Origin of the sequence: Vogesella oryzagri, assembly GCF_040148885.1 — a bacterium.
Lineage (GTDB): Bacteria > Pseudomonadota > Gammaproteobacteria > Burkholderiales > Chromobacteriaceae > Vogesella > Vogesella oryzagri.
Genome location: NZ_JBEFLD010000004.1, coordinates 150708 through 167003, shown reverse-complemented (window position 1 = coordinate 167003; position 16296 = coordinate 150708). Strand labels below are relative to the sequence as shown.

General features: G+C 62.7%; 17 protein-coding genes. 8 read left to right on the top strand and 9 right to left on the bottom strand.

Annotated elements, in window-relative coordinates; translation table 11 throughout:
• Positions 1-180 precede the first annotated feature (180 nt).
• The 4 genes from nusB to ABNW52_RS08485 form a co-directional block, all read right to left on the bottom strand.
• Entirely contained in the window at positions 181-630 is a 450-nt protein-coding gene (nusB, locus tag ABNW52_RS08500) for a transcription antitermination factor NusB (RefSeq protein ID WP_349586362.1), read from the bottom strand.
• A 38-nt stretch (positions 631-668) separates the two neighbouring features.
• Complete coding sequence (gene ribH, locus ABNW52_RS08495; protein WP_349586360.1) at positions 669-1136, bottom strand: 6,7-dimethyl-8-ribityllumazine synthase; 468 nt, start codon at positions 1134-1136, stop codon at positions 669-671.
• A 45-nt stretch (positions 1137-1181) separates the two neighbouring features.
• Positions 1182-2297, bottom strand: coding sequence for a bifunctional 3,4-dihydroxy-2-butanone-4-phosphate synthase/GTP cyclohydrolase II (gene ribBA / locus ABNW52_RS08490; protein ID WP_386107606.1), 1116 nt, complete (start codon positions 2295-2297; stop codon positions 1182-1184).
• Between the two features lie 373 nt (positions 2298-2670).
• Positions 2671-3285, bottom strand: a complete 615-nt coding sequence (locus tag ABNW52_RS08485; protein WP_349586356.1) for a riboflavin synthase subunit alpha — start codon at positions 3283-3285, stop codon at positions 2671-2673.
• Positions 3286-3482: 197 nt separating this feature from the next.
• On the opposite strand from ABNW52_RS08485, the gene ABNW52_RS08480 reads away from it, so the two are divergent.
• Genes ABNW52_RS08480 through ABNW52_RS08470 form a run of 3 tightly spaced genes read left to right on the top strand, consistent with a single transcriptional unit; the run spans position 3483 to position 6622 of the window.
• Positions 3483-5093 carry a peptide chain release factor 3 gene (locus ABNW52_RS08480; protein ID WP_349586355.1) on the top strand — a complete coding sequence of 537 codons (1611 nt, stop codon included), beginning with the start codon at positions 3483-3485 and terminating at the stop codon, positions 5091-5093.
• Between the two features lie 12 nt (positions 5094-5105).
• Positions 5106-5972, top strand: coding sequence for a mechanosensitive ion channel domain-containing protein (locus ABNW52_RS08475; RefSeq protein WP_349586352.1), 867 nt, complete (start codon positions 5106-5108; stop codon positions 5970-5972).
• 2 nt (positions 5973-5974) lie between these two features.
• On the top strand, positions 5975-6622 hold the full coding sequence (locus tag ABNW52_RS08470; RefSeq protein WP_349586350.1) for a TetR/AcrR family transcriptional regulator: 648 nt from the start codon (positions 5975-5977) through the stop codon (positions 6620-6622).
• A gap of 83 nt (positions 6623-6705) precedes the next feature.
• Here ABNW52_RS08470 and argS read toward each other — a convergent pair whose 3' ends face one another.
• The 5 genes from argS to ABNW52_RS08445 form a co-directional block, all read right to left on the bottom strand.
• Positions 6706-8424 (bottom strand): arginine--tRNA ligase, encoded by a 1719-nt coding sequence (argS, locus tag ABNW52_RS08465; RefSeq protein WP_349586348.1) that lies wholly within the window; start codon positions 8422-8424, stop codon positions 6706-6708.
• A 173-nt stretch (positions 8425-8597) separates the two neighbouring features.
• Entirely contained in the window at positions 8598-9947 is a 1350-nt protein-coding gene (gene trhP, locus ABNW52_RS08460) for a prephenate-dependent tRNA uridine(34) hydroxylase TrhP (RefSeq protein WP_349586345.1), read from the bottom strand.
• Between the two features lie 22 nt (positions 9948-9969).
• Positions 9970-10389: a hypothetical protein gene (locus ABNW52_RS08455; RefSeq protein ID WP_349586343.1), complete on the bottom strand. Its 420-nt coding sequence runs from the start codon at positions 10387-10389 to the stop codon at positions 9970-9972.
• A 155-nt stretch (positions 10390-10544) separates the two neighbouring features.
• Positions 10545-10757 carry a hypothetical protein gene (locus ABNW52_RS08450; protein WP_349586340.1) on the bottom strand — a complete coding sequence of 71 codons (213 nt, stop codon included), beginning with the start codon at positions 10755-10757 and terminating at the stop codon, positions 10545-10547.
• Positions 10741-11592, bottom strand: a complete 852-nt coding sequence (locus tag ABNW52_RS08445; protein WP_349586337.1) for a ferritin-like domain-containing protein — start codon at positions 11590-11592, stop codon at positions 10741-10743. Before ABNW52_RS08445 ends, ABNW52_RS08450 begins: the two co-directional genes overlap by 17 nt.
• A gap of 120 nt (positions 11593-11712) precedes the next feature.
• Between ABNW52_RS08445 and fliW the strand changes: the two genes are divergently transcribed.
• The 5 genes from fliW (at position 11713) to ABNW52_RS08420 (ending at position 16255) form a co-directional block, all read left to right on the top strand.
• Positions 11713-12153, top strand: a complete 441-nt coding sequence (fliW, locus tag ABNW52_RS08440) for a flagellar assembly protein FliW (protein WP_349586334.1) — start codon at positions 11713-11715, stop codon at positions 12151-12153.
• Positions 12154-12409: 256 nt separating this feature from the next.
• A complete protein-coding gene (locus tag ABNW52_RS08435; RefSeq protein ID WP_349586331.1) occupies positions 12410-14512 on the top strand; it encodes a methyl-accepting chemotaxis protein in 2103 nt (700 codons plus the stop codon).
• A 161-nt stretch (positions 14513-14673) separates the two neighbouring features.
• Positions 14674-15387, top strand: a complete 714-nt coding sequence (gene folE / locus ABNW52_RS08430) for a GTP cyclohydrolase I (RefSeq protein WP_386107431.1) — start codon at positions 14674-14676, stop codon at positions 15385-15387.
• Positions 15388-15404: 17 nt separating this feature from the next.
• Positions 15405-15836 (top strand): BLUF domain-containing protein, encoded by a 432-nt coding sequence (locus tag ABNW52_RS08425; RefSeq protein ID WP_349586327.1) that lies wholly within the window; start codon positions 15405-15407, stop codon positions 15834-15836.
• Between the two features lie 251 nt (positions 15837-16087).
• On the top strand, positions 16088-16255 hold the full coding sequence (locus ABNW52_RS08420; RefSeq protein ID WP_349586325.1) for a hypothetical protein: 168 nt from the start codon (positions 16088-16090) through the stop codon (positions 16253-16255).
• Positions 16256-16296 lie beyond the last annotated feature (41 nt).

Below are 16296 nucleotides of genomic sequence, written 5' to 3'. Positions count from 1 at the left end.
TCAGACTATCGAGCAAAGCGTAACGTCACTTGCAGGCTGCCCACCACTGCGGGTCTCACTACGTCAGACTTCAGCGCCGCACCGCACATATGACAAGGCCCGGCGTTGCCGGGCCTTGTCCTGCCATGCCGCCAACGTTGGCCGCAAGCAGCGGTACATCACGCTTCGACGGCAGCGCGCTTATGCGCCCTGACGACGAGTGCGGATGGCTTGCACTTCGTCAGCGCGCACTTCTGCGGCCAATTTGTCCAGCACACCGTTAACGAACTTGTGGCCGTCGGTGCCACCAAACGTCTTGGCGATCTCGATAGCCTCGTTGATGATCACCGGGCACGGGGTCTGCGGGTGTGCGGTCAGCTCGAACGCAGCCATCAGCATGATGGCGCGTTCCACCGGGCTGACTTCTGCGGCATCGCGATCGTAGAACGGCACCAGCAGCTTGGACAGATGCGCGGAATCGTTCAGCACGCCAAACAGGATTTCGCGGAACAGGGCCTCATCGGCCTTGGGGAAGTAATCGTTTTCGCGCAGGTGCTTTTCGATCAGCGAAGCCGGACGGTCGGCATTCAGCTGCCACTCGTAAATACCCTGAACGGCATATTCACGGGCACGGCGACGGGCGGTTTTCATTACGGCAATTCCTTCGGTAAAGAGCAGGCGCTGCCTGGTCAGGCGCGCAGGGCTTTGTGCAGATTGACCATTTCGATCGCCACCTGCGCCGCTTCACGCCCTTTGACCGTCATGCGCACTTCGGCTTGCTCGTCGGTTTCGGTGGTGAGAATGGCGTTGGCAATCGGAATGTTGAAATCCAGGCCGACACGGGTAATGCCCGCGCCGGATTCATTGGATACCAGCTCGAAGTGATAGGTCTCGCCGCGAATCACCGCGCCCAGCGCGATCAAGGCATCGAAACGGCCGGACTTGGCCATGGTTTGCAGTACCAGCGGCGCTTCCAGCGCCCCCGGCACGGTAGCCAGAGTAATGTCGCCGGCTGCCACGCCCAAGTTAACCAGCTCGGCCAGGCAGGCATCACGCAGGCCATGGCAGACGTTTTCGTTGAAACGACCCATGACCACGCCGATTTTCAGACCCTTACCAAAAACATCGGGGGCGATAGTGTTGACCTGATCCAGCATGCGGCAGCTCCTCGCGGCAAAAACCAATCACAAAAGGGGTCTATTCTAATCCAAATCGATGTGCACGTGTTCCGGCTGTGCAAAGCCGGTCACTTCCAGCTCGAAGCCAGTCATCGACGGCAGATTCACCGGCGACGCCATCAGCTTCATCTTGCCCACGCCCAGCGCACGCAGCATTTGCGCACCGATGCCGAAGGTCTTGCTGTCCCAGCGTGCACGCACACCGCTATCCACCTTTTCCGGCAGCGCACGCGCCAAGAGGTCGGTACCGGATTCCGGGCGGTGCAACAGGATCACCACGCCGCAGCCCTGCTCGGCGATTTCTTCCAGTGCGCCTGGCACGGTCCAGCTGTGCTGGCCCGCCATCGGGTCCAGGATGTCCATCACCGACAATGGTTCGTGCACGCGAACCAACGTTTCCCGCTCGGCATCCGGCTGTCCGCTGACCAGGGCCAGATGGGTGGCACGGGTCAGCACATCCTGGAACACATGCAGGCGGAAGGTACCGAACGGGGTGTCCACCGAGCGCTGGCCCACTTCTTCCACAAAGCATTCGGTACGGCTGCGATGGTGGATCAGGTCGGCGATGGTACCCACCTTCAGGCCATGCAGTTGCGCGAACTCCAGCAGCTCCGGCAGGCGCGCCATGGTGCCGTCGTCGTTCATGATTTCGCAGATCACCGATGCTGGTTCCAGCCCGGCCAGGCGCGACAGGTCGCAGCCGGCCTCGGTATGACCGGCACGCACCAGCACACCGCCCTTTTGCGCCTTGAGCGGGAACACATGTCCCGGCTGCACGATATCGGTCGGGCGGGCATCGCGCGCCACCGCCACCAGCGTGGTATGCGCGCGATCGGCGGCGGAGATGCCGGTAGTGACACCCTCGGCGGCCTCGATCGACACCGTGAAGTTGGTGCCGAAGCTGGTGCCGTTGTTGCTGGCCATCATCGGCAGGTTCAACTGTTTGCAGCGCTCTTCGGTCAGGGTAAGGCAGATCAGGCCGCGGCCATGCTTGGCCATGAAGTTGATCGCCTCCGGCGTCACGTGCTCGGCAGCCATCACCAGATCGCCTTCGTTCTCGCGGTCTTCGGCGTCCATCAGCACCACCATCTTGCCGGCCTTGATGTCGGCGATGATGTCCTGGATCGGGGAAATAGTCATTGTGTTGCCCTCTTTGTCCGTTTGTTGGTTCACGGCCCGCTGCACCAGATGATAGAGATCGGCGGCGGCCAGTCGTGCCCGGTTCAATTCCAGTCGGGTAAAAGTCACCATGCCGTCTTCGATGAAGCAGCCGGAACGACTGCCGGCATGGCGCCGAAAGATTGTTTCCACCACCTGCCGACTGATGGCGAACAGCGCCTGATCCAGCAGCGGGTTATAGGTAATGTGATCCCAGCACACATCGGCATGCCCCATGCCGGTGATGCGCACGGCGACAAACGGCTGCTGCTGTTCGCGACAATGCTGCTGCCACGCGTTTTCCTGTACCAGCCCACGCGCCGAATCCGGAATCTCGACAAACAGCGTCACCGCGTCACTGCCCTGCCCGTGCGGCCAACACGCGCTCCACGGTATCGACAATCGCCTGCGTCTGCGGATCGATCTCGATATTCACTACATCGCCGGTCTGGCGCACGCCCATTAGCGTGCGTTGCAGCGTCTCTGGAATCAGGTGCACGCAGAAAGTATCGCCCTGCACGTCACCAATGGTCAGGCTGCAGCCATCAATGCCGATATAGCCCTTTTTCAGCACATATTTGCTGAGTTCTGCCGGCAGACGGAACCACAACGTACGATTGTCCGGGGTGATGATCACCTCGCTCACCGTGGCGGTACACATGATGTGACCGGACATGGCATGACCGCCGATGTCGTCGCCAAAGCGCGCGGCGCGTTCCACGTTGACGCTGTCACCCACCTTTACCGCGCCCAGATTGGTCAGACGCAGTGTCTCGGCCATCAGGTCGAACGCCACCACATTGCCGTCGATGCGCGTCACCGTCAGGCAGCAGCCGTTGTGCGCCACCGAGGCGCCGATCTGCAAGCCGGGCAACAGCTCGGCGGGCAAGGCTACCTGGTGGGTGCGAAACCCCGGTCTTTCCTCGATGGCCACCACTGGCGCCATTCCCTGCACGATACCGGTAAACATCGGCTGATCTCCGTTGCGGCAAAGCAGCAATTGTAGCGCGGCGCACGGCAAATGCCGACCCTGCCGGCATCAAGGTTGGCCGCATGGCGGCGACAACGGCATGGCGCGTTGCGGCGACAAGGCAGCGCCCCTCTACGCCGCGGGCAAACTCAAGTACAATCTGCTGTTTTTCCCGCATTTTTTACCCGACCCGAGCCATGTCCGCCGAATTGACCCGTATTGCCGCCGAAGTTGCGCAACGCCGCACCTTCGCCATCATCTCCCACCCTGACGCCGGTAAGACCACGCTGACCGAAAAACTGCTGCTGTTCTCCGGCGCCATCCAGATGGCCGGCACGGTGAAAGGCAAGAAAGGCGGCAAGTTCGCCACCTCCGACTGGATGGAAATCGAAAAGCAGCGCGGCATCTCGGTGGCATCGTCGGTGATGCAGTTCGACTACCGCGACCACACCGTCAACCTGCTGGACACTCCGGGTCACCAGGACTTCTCCGAAGATACCTACCGCGTGCTGACCGCGGTGGACAGCGCCCTGATGGTGATCGACGCCGCCAAGGGCGTGGAAGAACAGACCATCAAGCTGCTAAACGTCTGCCGCCTGCGCAACACCCCCATCGTTACCTTCATGAACAAGTACGACCGTGAAGTGCGCGATTCGCTAGAGCTGCTGGACGAAGTCGAAAGCATCCTGAAAATCCGCTGCGCACCGATCACCTGGCCGATCGGCATGGGCAAATCGTTCCGCGGCGTGTACAGCCTGTTGTCGGACGAGGTGATCCTGTTCGAAGCCGGTAGCGAGAAGCTGATCAGCGACATCGAGATCATCAAGGGTATCGACAATCCGCGCCTGGACGAACTGTTCCCGCTGGAAATGGAACAGCTACGCATGGAGATCGAACTGGTGAAAGGCGCCTCCAACGAGTGGAACCTGGCAGAGTTCCAGGCCGGCGAACTGACCCCGGTGTTCTTCGGCTCCGCCATCAACAACTTCGGCGTGCGCGAAATCCTCGATGCGCTGATCAACTGGGCGCCGGCGCCGCAGCTGCGCGATGCCACCCTGCGCGAAGTAGACCCGACGGAAGAAAAATTCTCCGGCTTCGTGTTCAAGATCCAGGCCAATATGGACCCGAAGCACCGCGACCGCATCGCCTTCCTGCGCGTGTGCTCCGGCCGCTTCGAGCGCGGCATGAAGATGAAGCACCTGCGCCTGAATCGTGACATCGCCGCCAGCTCGGTGGTGACCTTCATGTCGCACGACCGCGAGATCGTGGAAGAAGCGTTTGCCGGCGACATCATCGGCATCCCCAACCACGGCAACATCCAGATCGGCGACAGCTTCTCCGAAGGCGAAGAGCTGGCCTTTACCGGCATTCCGTTCTTTGCGCCGGAACTGTTCCGCAGCGTACGCATCAAGAACCCGCTGAAGCTCAAGCAGCTGCAAAAGGGTCTGCAACAGCTGGGCGAGGAAGGCGCGGTGCAGGTGTTCAAGCCGCATAGCGGCGGCGACCTGATTCTGGGCGCGGTGGGCGTGCTGCAGTTCGAGGTGGTTGCCTCCAGGTTGGCCGCAGAGTACGGCGTGGACGCAGTGTTCGAATCGTGCAACATCTGGTCGGCGCGCTGGTTCAGCTGCGACGAGCGCAAAAAGCTCGGCGATTTTACCGACGCGCTGGTGATGAACATCGCCACCGACGCCGGCGGCAATCTCGCCTACCTGGCACCGAACCGCGTCAACCTGGCGCTGACGCAGGAACGCTGGCCGGACATCGTGTTCCACGAAACCCGCGAACACGCAGTGAAACTCAACGACTGATAAGGAGTGCCGATGCCCGCCTGGTTTGCCCAACTGCTGCACGAATACGGTACCGACATCGCCCGCACCGGCGTGCTGATCGTGGTACTGCTGCTGGTGCACAGCAGCATCGTGCGCACCATTGCGGCCAACCCGCGGGTGCCGGTGGAAACCCGCCGCCGCTGGACGGTAAACCTGCGCAACGCCATGATCATCATCGGCCTGGCCGGCATGGTGGTGATCTGGGCGCGCGAGCTGCAGACCATCGCGCTGTCGATGGTGGCGTTCGCCGCCGCGCTGGTGGTGGCCACCAAGGAACTGCTGATGTGCCTGGGCGGCGGCCTGGTGCGCTCGCTGGGCAACACCTATCAGCTGGGCGACATCATCGAGATCGGCACCCTGCGCGGCCGGGTGATGGACATCACCATGCTGTCCACTACGGTGCTGGAAATCGGCCCGCGCCACGATGCGCACCAGATCACCGGCCGCATGCTGAGCTTTCCCAACAGCATGCTACTCACCCAGCCGGTGGCGCGCGAGAACTTCACCGGCGATTACGTGATGCACATCCTCACCATCCCGCTGCCGTACAGCCTGAAGCCGGCCAAGGCGGAGCGGGTGTTGCAGGACATCGCCGACGAGGTGTGCGCCCCCTACCTGGAAGGCGCCCGCGCCCACATGGCGATGCTGGAAAGCAAGCTGCTGCTGGATACACCATCGGTGACGCCGCGCATCTCGCTGCAGCCGGCCAGCGAAAAAGAATACCGCGCCATCCTGCGCTACGCGGTGCCACCGCGTGAGCGCCAGCGCGTGGAGCAGGCCATTCTGCACCGCTTCCTGTTTGCCTGCTTCCCGGAAGCCGATGCGCCCCACCCCGACACTCACGCCGATACGCCCTGACCATGTCCAAGCCCCGGATCAAGACTTACGACCGCATCGTTGAGGAAAGCCTGGTGCTGTTCAACGAGCACGGCGAACGCAGCATCACCACCAACCACATCGCCGCCCACCTGGGCATCAGCCCCGGCAATCTGTACTACCACTTCCGCAACAAAGAAGAGATCGTCCACCAGATCTTCCAGCTGTACCGCCGCTTCATCACCGAGCGACTGGCGGTGCCGCAGCATCGCAGCATGGAGGTCACCGATCTGGTGAACTACCTGGAAACCGCCTTCGAGGCGATGTGGCGCTTCCGCTTCATGTTCTACGATCTGCCGGGGCTGATGGCGCGCAACCCACAGCTGCAGACCGATTACCAGCAGTTCGTCCATAGCGAGCTGACAGACATCCTGGAGGGCCACTTCCGCGAGTTCATCCGCCTAGGACTACTGCGCATGTCGCTGGACGATATCGCACCGGTGTCGGTCAATATCTGGCTGGTGGTGAAGTTCTGGTTCGCCTTCGAGCAGACCGCGCGCCCCAAGGCGCCGATCACCGAGGCGTCCGGCCACCGCGGCGTGCGTCAGGTGCTGGCACTGCTCAAGCCCTACGTCACCCCGGAATTCCTGCCGGCCTTCCACGCGCTACAGGAACGCCACCCGGCCAGCTGAACCTGCGGCCAACGTTGGCCGCAAGCCCAAAAAAAGCCCCGCAGTGCGGGGCTTTTTGCTGTCCGACACCGGATACCCGGCGCTTACATGGTTTCCAGCACGGCGATACCCAGCAGGCCCAGACCGGTCTGCAGCGTCTTGGCAGTGGCGGCGGCCAGCTGCAGGCGGCTCTGACGCACGTCACCTTCGCTCTTCAGGATCGGGCAGGCTTCGTAGAAGCGCGAGAACAGCGTGGCCACGTTGTACAGATAGCTGCACAGATGATGCGGCTGGCTGCTGTCGGCCACGGCGAACACCACATCTTCGAACTGCGCCAGCGCCACAGCCAGCTGCTTTTCCGCCGGCTCGGTAATCAGCACGCGGGCAGCCGGGTTGAAATCGTCGGCCTTGCGGAACACGCTCTGCACGCGGGTGTAGGCGTACTGCAGGTACGGCGCAGTATTGCCTTCGAAGCTGAGCATGGAATCCCAGTCGAAGATGTAGTCGGTATTGCGGCTCTTGCTCAGGTCGGCGTACTTCAGTGCGCCGATGCCCACCGCCTCGGCAATCTGGCGGCGCTCGGCCTCGGCCAGATCAGGGTTCTTGCTGCTGACCAGCTGATAAGCGCGGGAGATCGCCTCGTCCAGCAGCTCCACCAGCTTGATGTTCTCGCCGGAGCGGGTTTTCAGCGGCTTGCCGTCCGGGCCCATGATGGTGCCATGGCCGATGTGTTCGAAATCGGCCCCCTCCGGCAGCCAGCCGGCCTTGCGCGCGGTGGTAAACAGCTGCTGGAAGTGCAGGCTCTGGCGCGAGTCCACCACGTACAGCGCACGGTCCAGCCCCAGCGTGCCGACGCGGAAGCGGATGGCGCCCAGGTCGGTGGTGGCGTACAGGTAACCACCGCCCTGCTTCTGCACGATGAACGCCGCCGGCTCGCCTTCCTTGTTCTTGAACTCGTCGAGGAACACCACCTGCGCGCCCTGGTCCTCGGTGAGCAGTCCCTTCTCGCGCAGCTCGTTCACCAGCACCGGCAGGTCGTCGTTGTAGAAGCTCTCGCCGCGCACGTCGCCGTCGTTCAGCAGCAGGCCCAGCTTCTGGTAGATGGCGTTGCAGTGTGCCAGCGACAGCGCCACGAACTGGTGCCACAGCTCCAACACTTCGGCATCGCCAGACTGCAGTTTCACCACGTAGTCGCGGGCCAGATCGGCAAACGCCGGGTCTTCGTCGAAGCGTTTCTTGGAGTGCTTGTAGAACACGTCCAGGTCTTTCAGCTCGAAATCGGCCTCGCCCGCGGCACGGGATTCCACCATGTGCGCCACCAGCATGCCGAACTGGGTGCCCCAGTCGCCGACATGGTTCTGGCGAATCACGTCATGGCCGATGAAGCTGTTCACGCGCACCAGCGCATCGCCGATGATGCCACCGCGCAGGTGGCCGATGTGCATTTCCTTGGCCAGGTTCACCGAGGAATACTCCACCATCACCTTCTTGCTGGCGGCCTTGGTGATACCCAGCGCGTCGTCGGCCAGCGCGGCCTCGACACGGCCGGCCAGAAAGGCCGGATCCAGATGAATATTGATGAAGCCCGGGCCGGCGATCTCCACCTTGTCGGCGATACCGGCCAGATCCAGCTTGGCGATTACCTGCTCGGCCAGTGCGCGCGGATTGGTTTTCAGCGCCTTGGCCGCGCCCATTACACCGTTGGCCTGATAGTCGCCGAATTCCGGCTTGGATGCGGGTTGTACCACCGCCGGAGCGTCCGGCGCACCGGCAGCTGCCAGCGCGGCAGCGACACGGTCGTTGATCAGTTGCTGAATGGTCATGGGGCCTCTGGAAAATCAAAGCCGGACGCTGCGGGCGTCCGGCGTGAATGCAATGCAGCAATTTTACGGCCAAAGCGGGCTGCGGCCAACCTTGAATGTGCCGCGGCCGCTATCAGCCGGCAGCAAAAAGCCGCGCCAGGGCGCGGCTTTGCTAGCAACCCAACCGGGGCGGCTTAGAGCAGGCGCGCCAGCAGCGCCTTTTCCATGCCGGCCATGTCCGGAATTCGTACCTTGAAGCCGTTACCGGACGCCACTTCGATGGCCTCGCCATTGCGGGTCATGGCGGTCAGTTCCACGGTGCGGTTGCCGCTGGGGTGGATGATTTCCACGCGGTCGCCGACGGCGAAGCGGTTTTTCACGTCGATCAGCGCCCAGCCATCGGCATCCACTTCCATCACGTCGCCGACGTACTGGCTCTGCTTGGCAATGGAGTGACCGGACAGGTAGTTCTGGTGCTCCTGCGTCTGGTGGCGCTCGAGGAAGCCCGGGGTGTAGCCACGGTTGGCGAGGCCTTCCAGCTCGGCCAGCAGGCTGTAGTCAAACGGGCGGCCGGCCACGGCATCGTCAATGGCGCGGCGGTAGGTCTGGGCGGTACGCGCCACGTAGTACAGGCTCTTGGTGCGGCCTTCGATCTTCAGCGAATCCACGCCGATCTTCACCAGCTTCTCTACCTGCTCTACCGCGCGCAGGTCCTTGGAGTTCATGATGTAGGTGCCATGCTCGTCCTCGATGATCGGCATCAGCTCGCCCGGACGGTTGGCTTCTTCGATCAGGTAGGTCTTGTCGGCCAGCGGGTGGCGCTGCTGGCTGCCGCAGGAGGAGAAGCTCTGGTTGGCTTCTTCCAGCGCCTTGCCAAAGTCGAAATCGATCTTCTGCGGCTTGACGTCACCAGCGTCGTCACCCTGGGTGTCGTGCACCTTGTAGTCCCAGCGGCAGGCGTTGGTACAGGTGCCCTGGTTCGGGTCGCGGTGGTTGAAGTAGCCGGACAGCAGGCAACGGCCGGAGTAGGCAATGCACAGCGCGCCGTGCACGAACACCTCCAGCTCCATGTCCGGGCATTCCTGGCGGATCTCGGCGATCTCGTCCAGGCTCAGCTCGCGCGACAGGATGATGCGTTCCACGCCCATCTTCTGCCAGAACTTCACCCCCATGTAGTTGGTGGTATTGGCCTGCACCGACAGGTGGATGGGCACATGCGGCCAACGTTCGCGCACCATCATAATCAGACCCGGATCGGCCATGATCAGCGCGTCCGGCTTCATCTCAATCACCGGCTCCATGTCCGACATGTAGGTCTTGATCTTGCTGTTGTGCGGCAGGATGTTGCTGGCCACAAACAGCTTCTTGCCGCGCGCATGCGCTTCTTCGATGCCGATGCGCAGTTCTTCCAGCTTGAAGTCATTGTTGCGCGCGCGCAGGGAGTAACGCGGCTGGCCGGCGTAGACGGCATCAGCGCCAAAGTCGTAGGCGGCACGCATCTTGTCCAGCGTACCGGCTGGCAGCAGCAGTTCGGGGGCTTTCATCGGTGGGTGGTCTTTCGCGTATTCAGTGGGTAAGACAGGACACTGGTAGCGGTGCCAGGTCCGGTTCGACAAAGCGGCGGCGCGCATTGTCGTCCTGCAATTTTTGCTCGGAGTAATGCTGGCCGAGCAGGCTGCGCGCATCGTGCAGCAAATCGGCGTTGGCCGCTACAAAGGCTTGCCAGTCCATCGCCTGGGCCGGGGCTTGCTCCAGCCGGCTGTAGATGATGGTGAGAAACGCCAGGGTAACGGTGTGGTGGTATTTTTGCGGCGCGCCCTTGGCCATGGCGTAGCGCGACAGTGCCCGCGCACAGCGTGCCGCCGCCTCGCGGGCGGTGTAGCTGCGACGATAGGCCCAGGCCGCCTGCAGGTGGGCCTGGTGATCGAACTGCTCTGCAGGCAGCGCGTGTGTTTCCAGCGCGCGCAGAAATGCCTGGTAATCCATGCGTGTCTCCGGGTACAAGACAAAACATAAAAGGCCCCGATCCGGAGCCTTTTACATGTGTTTTGTTGCGGTGCGATTATGCGCGCCACCCTGTGGGGCGTCAAGGACACCACCGGTCAACAACGCGACATTAAGCTGCTGTTTTTAATGCCATTTCAGCGACGCGGGTTTTTCAGCAGCGCCACCAGGCCCAGGAACTGGCCGGCGATGCCCAGCAGCATGCACAGCGAGGACAGCAGCTCCACCAGCCACGAGCCAGCGGCGGCCTGACGGCTGGCGGACGCCAGCATGAACAGCAGCGTTCCCGCTACCACCACGGCAATCGCCAGCCGGCGATTGCTCTTCATCTTGTCAAACAGCGCTTGCATCTGTGTCTTTCTCCCGACGTTCACGTGTCACGGTGAAGTCTTGCAACATGGTTAATTCCAAGGCACTGAAACCGGCATCGATACGCGCATCCCAGTTGTACGCGCCGCGCAGCTCGCCCACGCGGTAGTCGCACAGCAAGTCACGGAAGGTCGCCAGTGGCTCCAGCCCGCGTGCATCGCACAGCGTGGTAAACCAGTAATTGCCGGCGCGCACATGCCCCACTTCATCGCGCAGCACGATGTCCAGTACCGCAGCGGTTTCCAGGTCACCGATGCGGCGCAACTTGTCCTGCACCCCAGGCACGGCATCCAGCCCGCGCGCCTCCATCACCCGCGGTACCAGCGCCATGCGCACCAGCACATCGTGATCGGTCTTCTCCGCCATTTCCCACAGCGAATTGTGGGCGGGAAAATCGCCGTAGTCGAAGCCCAACGCCTGCAGCCGCGCACGCAGCAGCTGGAAGTGCTCGGCCTCTTCGGCGGCGATACGCAGCCAGTCGTCCACATAGCTGTCCGGCATGTCGCGAAAGCGCCAGGCGGCATCCAGCGCCAGGTTGATGGCGTTGAATTCGATATGGGCGATGGCATGCACCATCGCGGCGTGCCCTTCCGGGCTGCCCATCCGCCGCCGCGGCACGTCCGCCGGCCGCACCAGGGTTGGCCGCAACGGCCGCCCCGGCTCCGGCACCGGGTACAACGGCGCCGTCGCATCGCGCCGCAATGCACGCTGCTGCCAGCACGCATACAGCGCCTGCACCGCCGACGGTTTGTGATCGATATCCGTCGCCAGCAGCTGCTGCTCGATGGCCGGATATAGGGAAGCATCTGCATTCATGGGGCGGCATTGTACTGTGCCGGCAGCCAGCGGCACAGCCGGTGGCACGCTTGCGATTTGTCATTGCCAGCAAACTGCCATGATGCATAATTCAGCCACCAAAGACCTGAGGAGAACACCATGCTGTTCAACACCAGCCTGCTGGGCGAAGTGGATGTCGACGAGCAAAGCATCATCACTTTTGCCGATGGCCTGCCGGCATTCGAGCACTGCAAGCGTTTCAAGCTGTTTCACGATGCCGACTGCGACAGCCCGCGCGTGCACTGGCTGCAGTCGCTGGACGAGCCGGACGTGCTGTTCAGCGTGACCGAGCCGGGCAATCTGGGCATCCGCTACGAAGTACAGCTGGATGATACCGAAGTGGCCTCCTTGCAGCTGACCCGCCCGGAAGACGTCGGCGTGCTGCTGATCATCTATCGCGATGGCCAGGAAGACCCGCAACAGCCGCTGCTGACGCACCTGCGCGCCAATGTGCGCAATCCGCTGATCATCAACTTTGCCAAGCTGCAGGGGCTGCAGAAAACCAATCTGGATTGCGACATCGTGTTCCACAACCGCTGATCGCCAGCTGTCCAGACCACAGCGCACCGCGTCATCGCCGTGCGCTGTTTTCTTTCAGTGGCCACATCCCCGCGGCGGCGAATGTCAGCACCATCTTGCCGCATGGCAACCCTGCCGCGCCCCGATTTGGGTCGGCCATCTGCTGGCGACTTGGCATAAGCTGCCAAAAACTATCGAAATCTGGTCTACTTTTTGCTGAATTGCGACATTTTCCTCTTCCACTTACTGGATCGCCATGTCAGCAAAAAGTCTCTCCATGCCCCTGAGCGCTACGGAACAGCGCTGGCTCCCCTGGTTCGGCAAAAGCGGCAAACTGGCCATGCGCTGGAGCTGCGCCCTCAACCGCCACCGCTACGCCGCACTGGAGCAAGTATTCGGCAGCATTGCCGCCACCCGGGTGGACATTCTGCAGCGCTGGGCCACGGAACAATGGCAACAGCTGGAAAGCCTGGCAGCGCAGCAGCGGGCCGGCAATACGCTGGATGGCGCCGTGTTGGCGCGTCGCCGCCAGCTGGCGCCGGATTTCTCCGAGCTGTTCCTGCTCGATACCGGCGGCGTGGTGGTGGCATCCACCGCCGGCGGCCGCAGCGGCCAACGTCACAGCCAGCCGGCGGCACTGCAGCGCGGCCTGCACGCGCGCTTTCTGCACGGCCCCTACCGCGACATCGACACCGAACGCATCGGCCCGTCCAGCTCGCGCTTTCACGACGCTGTCACGCTGATGTTCTACCTGCCGCTGGGCGATGGCCGCTGCCTGTGCGGGCGGGTACCCAACGATGTGCTGGGCGATCTGATCCAGCGCGAAGCCGGACATATCTTTAATGAGTCCGGTGACAACTACCTGTTCATGGCACGCGCCGGCTTCGACCACAGCATCGCCCCTGGCACCGCGCTGTCGCGCTCGCGGTTTGAGGACAACACCTTTTCGCTGGGCGACAACCTGAAAGACGGCATCCGCACCGGCTTTGGCACCGTGCGCGTGCAGCAGCACACCGAGCTGGAGCTGACCTTCAACGATCCGGCTACCGGCCAGCTGCACCCGGGCGTGCGCGAAACCATCCGCCATGGCGACAACACCTATGTGCTCTACCCCGGCTATGCCGATTACCGCCATATCCCGGTAGTTGGCCGCGGCCTCACCTTCCAGCTGCCGGGTAGCGACGACATCTGGGGCATGATGTGCGAGGCCGATCTGGAAGAGGTGTATCGCAGCCGGCCGCTCAGCTACCGGCTGACCCGGCTGTACCTGCTGACTGCCATTCCGGCCGGGCTGGCCGGCTGGGCGCTGGACCAGTTTGTCGCGCTGCCGCCGGCGCTGTCGTTGTTCCTGTTCTGGCTGCTGCAGGGCTTGGGGGTGCTGGTGTTCTACCTGCTGGGCGCGCGCCAGGTCACCGACCGCGTCAGCTCGCTGATTCGTGCAGTGCGCAGCATTGCCGAGGGCGGCGGCGATCTGCGCCAGCGGCTGAACCGCAGTGATCGCCGCCCGGACGAGCTGACCACGCTGGCCAGCTGGTTCAACAGCTTTATCGATCAACTGGAATGCACCATCCGCCTGGTGCAGCACTCCTCGCGTGACATCTCGGTGGCCAACCTGCAGCTGCAGCATAGCCAGCAGGACACCACCGGCAGCGTGCTGAGCGTCGTCGCGCAGATGGCCGGCATGCTGGAACTGCTGGACAGCCAGCAGCGCCAGATCGACCACGCCAGCCACAGCGCCAGCGGCATCCGCGCCCAGCTGGCCTTGCTGGCGGAAGGTTCCGGCAAGCAGGTGGCGCTGATTCGCGAACGCTCCGAGGGCATCCGGCAATCGGTCAGCAGCTCGTCGCACACCTTGCGCCAGCTGCAGGACAGCGCGCGCGAAATCGGCCAGATCGTGGCGGTGATTCGCGACATTGCCGACCAGACCAATCTGCTGGCACTGAATGCCGCCATCGAAGCGGCCCGCGCCGGCGAATCCGGCCGTGGCTTTGCCGTGGTCGCCGACGAGGTGCGCAAGCTGGCGGACCGCACCGCCAGCGCCACGCTGCAGATCGGCGACATGATCGGCAGCATCCAGCAGCAGGCCACCGGCGCCGTCAGCAGCATGGACAACGGCATGCACGAGATGGAGGACGGCCTGCGGCTGGCGGAACACGCCGCCAGCGACAACGGCGATGCACAGCAGCTGATCGGCACCCTGGTGGCCTCCATCGACGGCATTGCCGCTGCCAGCCGCGCCTATGGCGAGAAGGTGCAGCAGGTCAACGCCGCCACCCACAGCATCAGCACGGTGCTGGATCACAGCCAGTACAGCAGCGAGCAGACCGCCACCGCCAGCCAGCGGCTGGCCGCGCTGATGACGCAGTTCAAGGTGGACTGATGCCAGGCACTGCGGCCAACCTGCCAGGTTGGCCGCATCCTTGTCGCATAACCCTACCTGCCGAACAGTTGCCATTCCCCTGCTTCGCGGCTATCTTCCAGACGCCTGTCTACTATACAAACCCGAGGCGCGCCCGCCGGCACGCCCAGGAGATGAACCGCGTGAGCAAAGAAAGCCCGAAGCAACATCCAGCCGACTACCGGGTACCGGTATCCGCCCGCATCCGCGAGCGACTGAAAGGCGCACAACGCCGTTTTCATGCCAATGACAATATTGCCGATTTCATCGAGCCGGGCGAGCTGGACGAGCTGCTGAACGAAGTCGAAGCCAAGATGCGCGACGTGCTGCAAAGCCTGGTGATCGACACCGAAAGCGACCACAACACCCAGGACACCGCCCGCCGCGTGGCCAAGATGTACCTGAATGAAGTGTTCCGCGGCCGCTATGTGCAGCAGCCGGCGGTAACCGAGTTCCCCAATGCCGAGCGCCTGAACGAGCTGATGATCGTCGGCCCGATCACCGTGCGCAGCGCCTGTTCGCACCACCTGTGCCCGATTCTGGGCCGGCTGTGGATCGGCGTGATGCCGAACGAGCACTCCAACCTGATCGGCTTGTCCAAGTATGCACGCATCGCCGAGTGGATCATGAATCGCCCGCAGATCCAGGAAGAAGCCGTGATCCAGCTGGCCAACACCCTGCAGGACAAGATGAATCCGGATGGCCTGGCCATCGTGATGGAAGCCGATCATTTCTGCATGCACTGGCGCGGCGTCAAGGACAGTAATTCGCAGATGGTGAATAGTGTGATGCGTGGCGTGTTCCTGACCAACCCGGATCTGCGCCGCGAATTCCTGTCCCTGCTGCCCAAGAAATAAGCCAGAGAGAAACCATCATGCTCGTTCGCCTGCTCTACGCCAGTCGCAGTGCCCAGCCGCACACCCAGGAACTGCTGGAGGCCATCCTGAGCCGCTCGCAGCAGCACAACCCCAGCCACGGCATCACCGGGGTGCTGTGCTACAGCGGCGATATTTTCATGCAAGTACTGGAAGGCGGCCGCAGCGAAGTCTCCGCCCTGTACAACCACATCGCCAGCGACCCGCGGCATCAGGATGTCGAGCTGCTGAGCTTCGAGGAAATCGGCGAGCGCCGCTTTGCCGGCTGGACCATGGGCCAAGTGAACCTGAACAAGGTCAATCCGTCGCTGCTGCTGCGCTATTCGGAAAAATCGCAGCTGGACCCGTTCTGCATGAGCGGCGGCAGCGCACTGGCGCTGCTGGAAGAGCTGATTGCCACTGCCTCCATCGTTGGTCGCAGCAGCCACTGACCCGGCGCCAGCCCGTAGCACCACGGCCCGCCAGCCACAAGCTGTCGGGCCGTGGTCATTTTATGGCCCATCATGTTGTAGTTTGCGGCATTGACACCACAGAGACAGACCAAAATGGCAACTGCATCATCGGCGAGGTGCCAGATAACAAACGGCTGTAATACAGTAGCAAAGTGTCAGGCATAGGGTGTGCTTGGAAATACCCGGCAACTGCCTTACCACTACTTCTGGTCGTTGAATGGAGAAGCCTCATGCGTCGCTTTAATCCCAGCCCCGAATACCTGCAAGTACGCGCCGAAGTGCGCAGCAACGAACTGGCCGGCAAGCCGATGCCGCGCACCACGCCCAAGGATGTGCGCAACGCCAACGCCCGGCGCGAGATAGAACGGCGGCGACTGGAGCGCGACGCCCGCGAATAAGCGCAACGAACAAGGCACCCCGAGGGGTGCCTTGTGCTTTT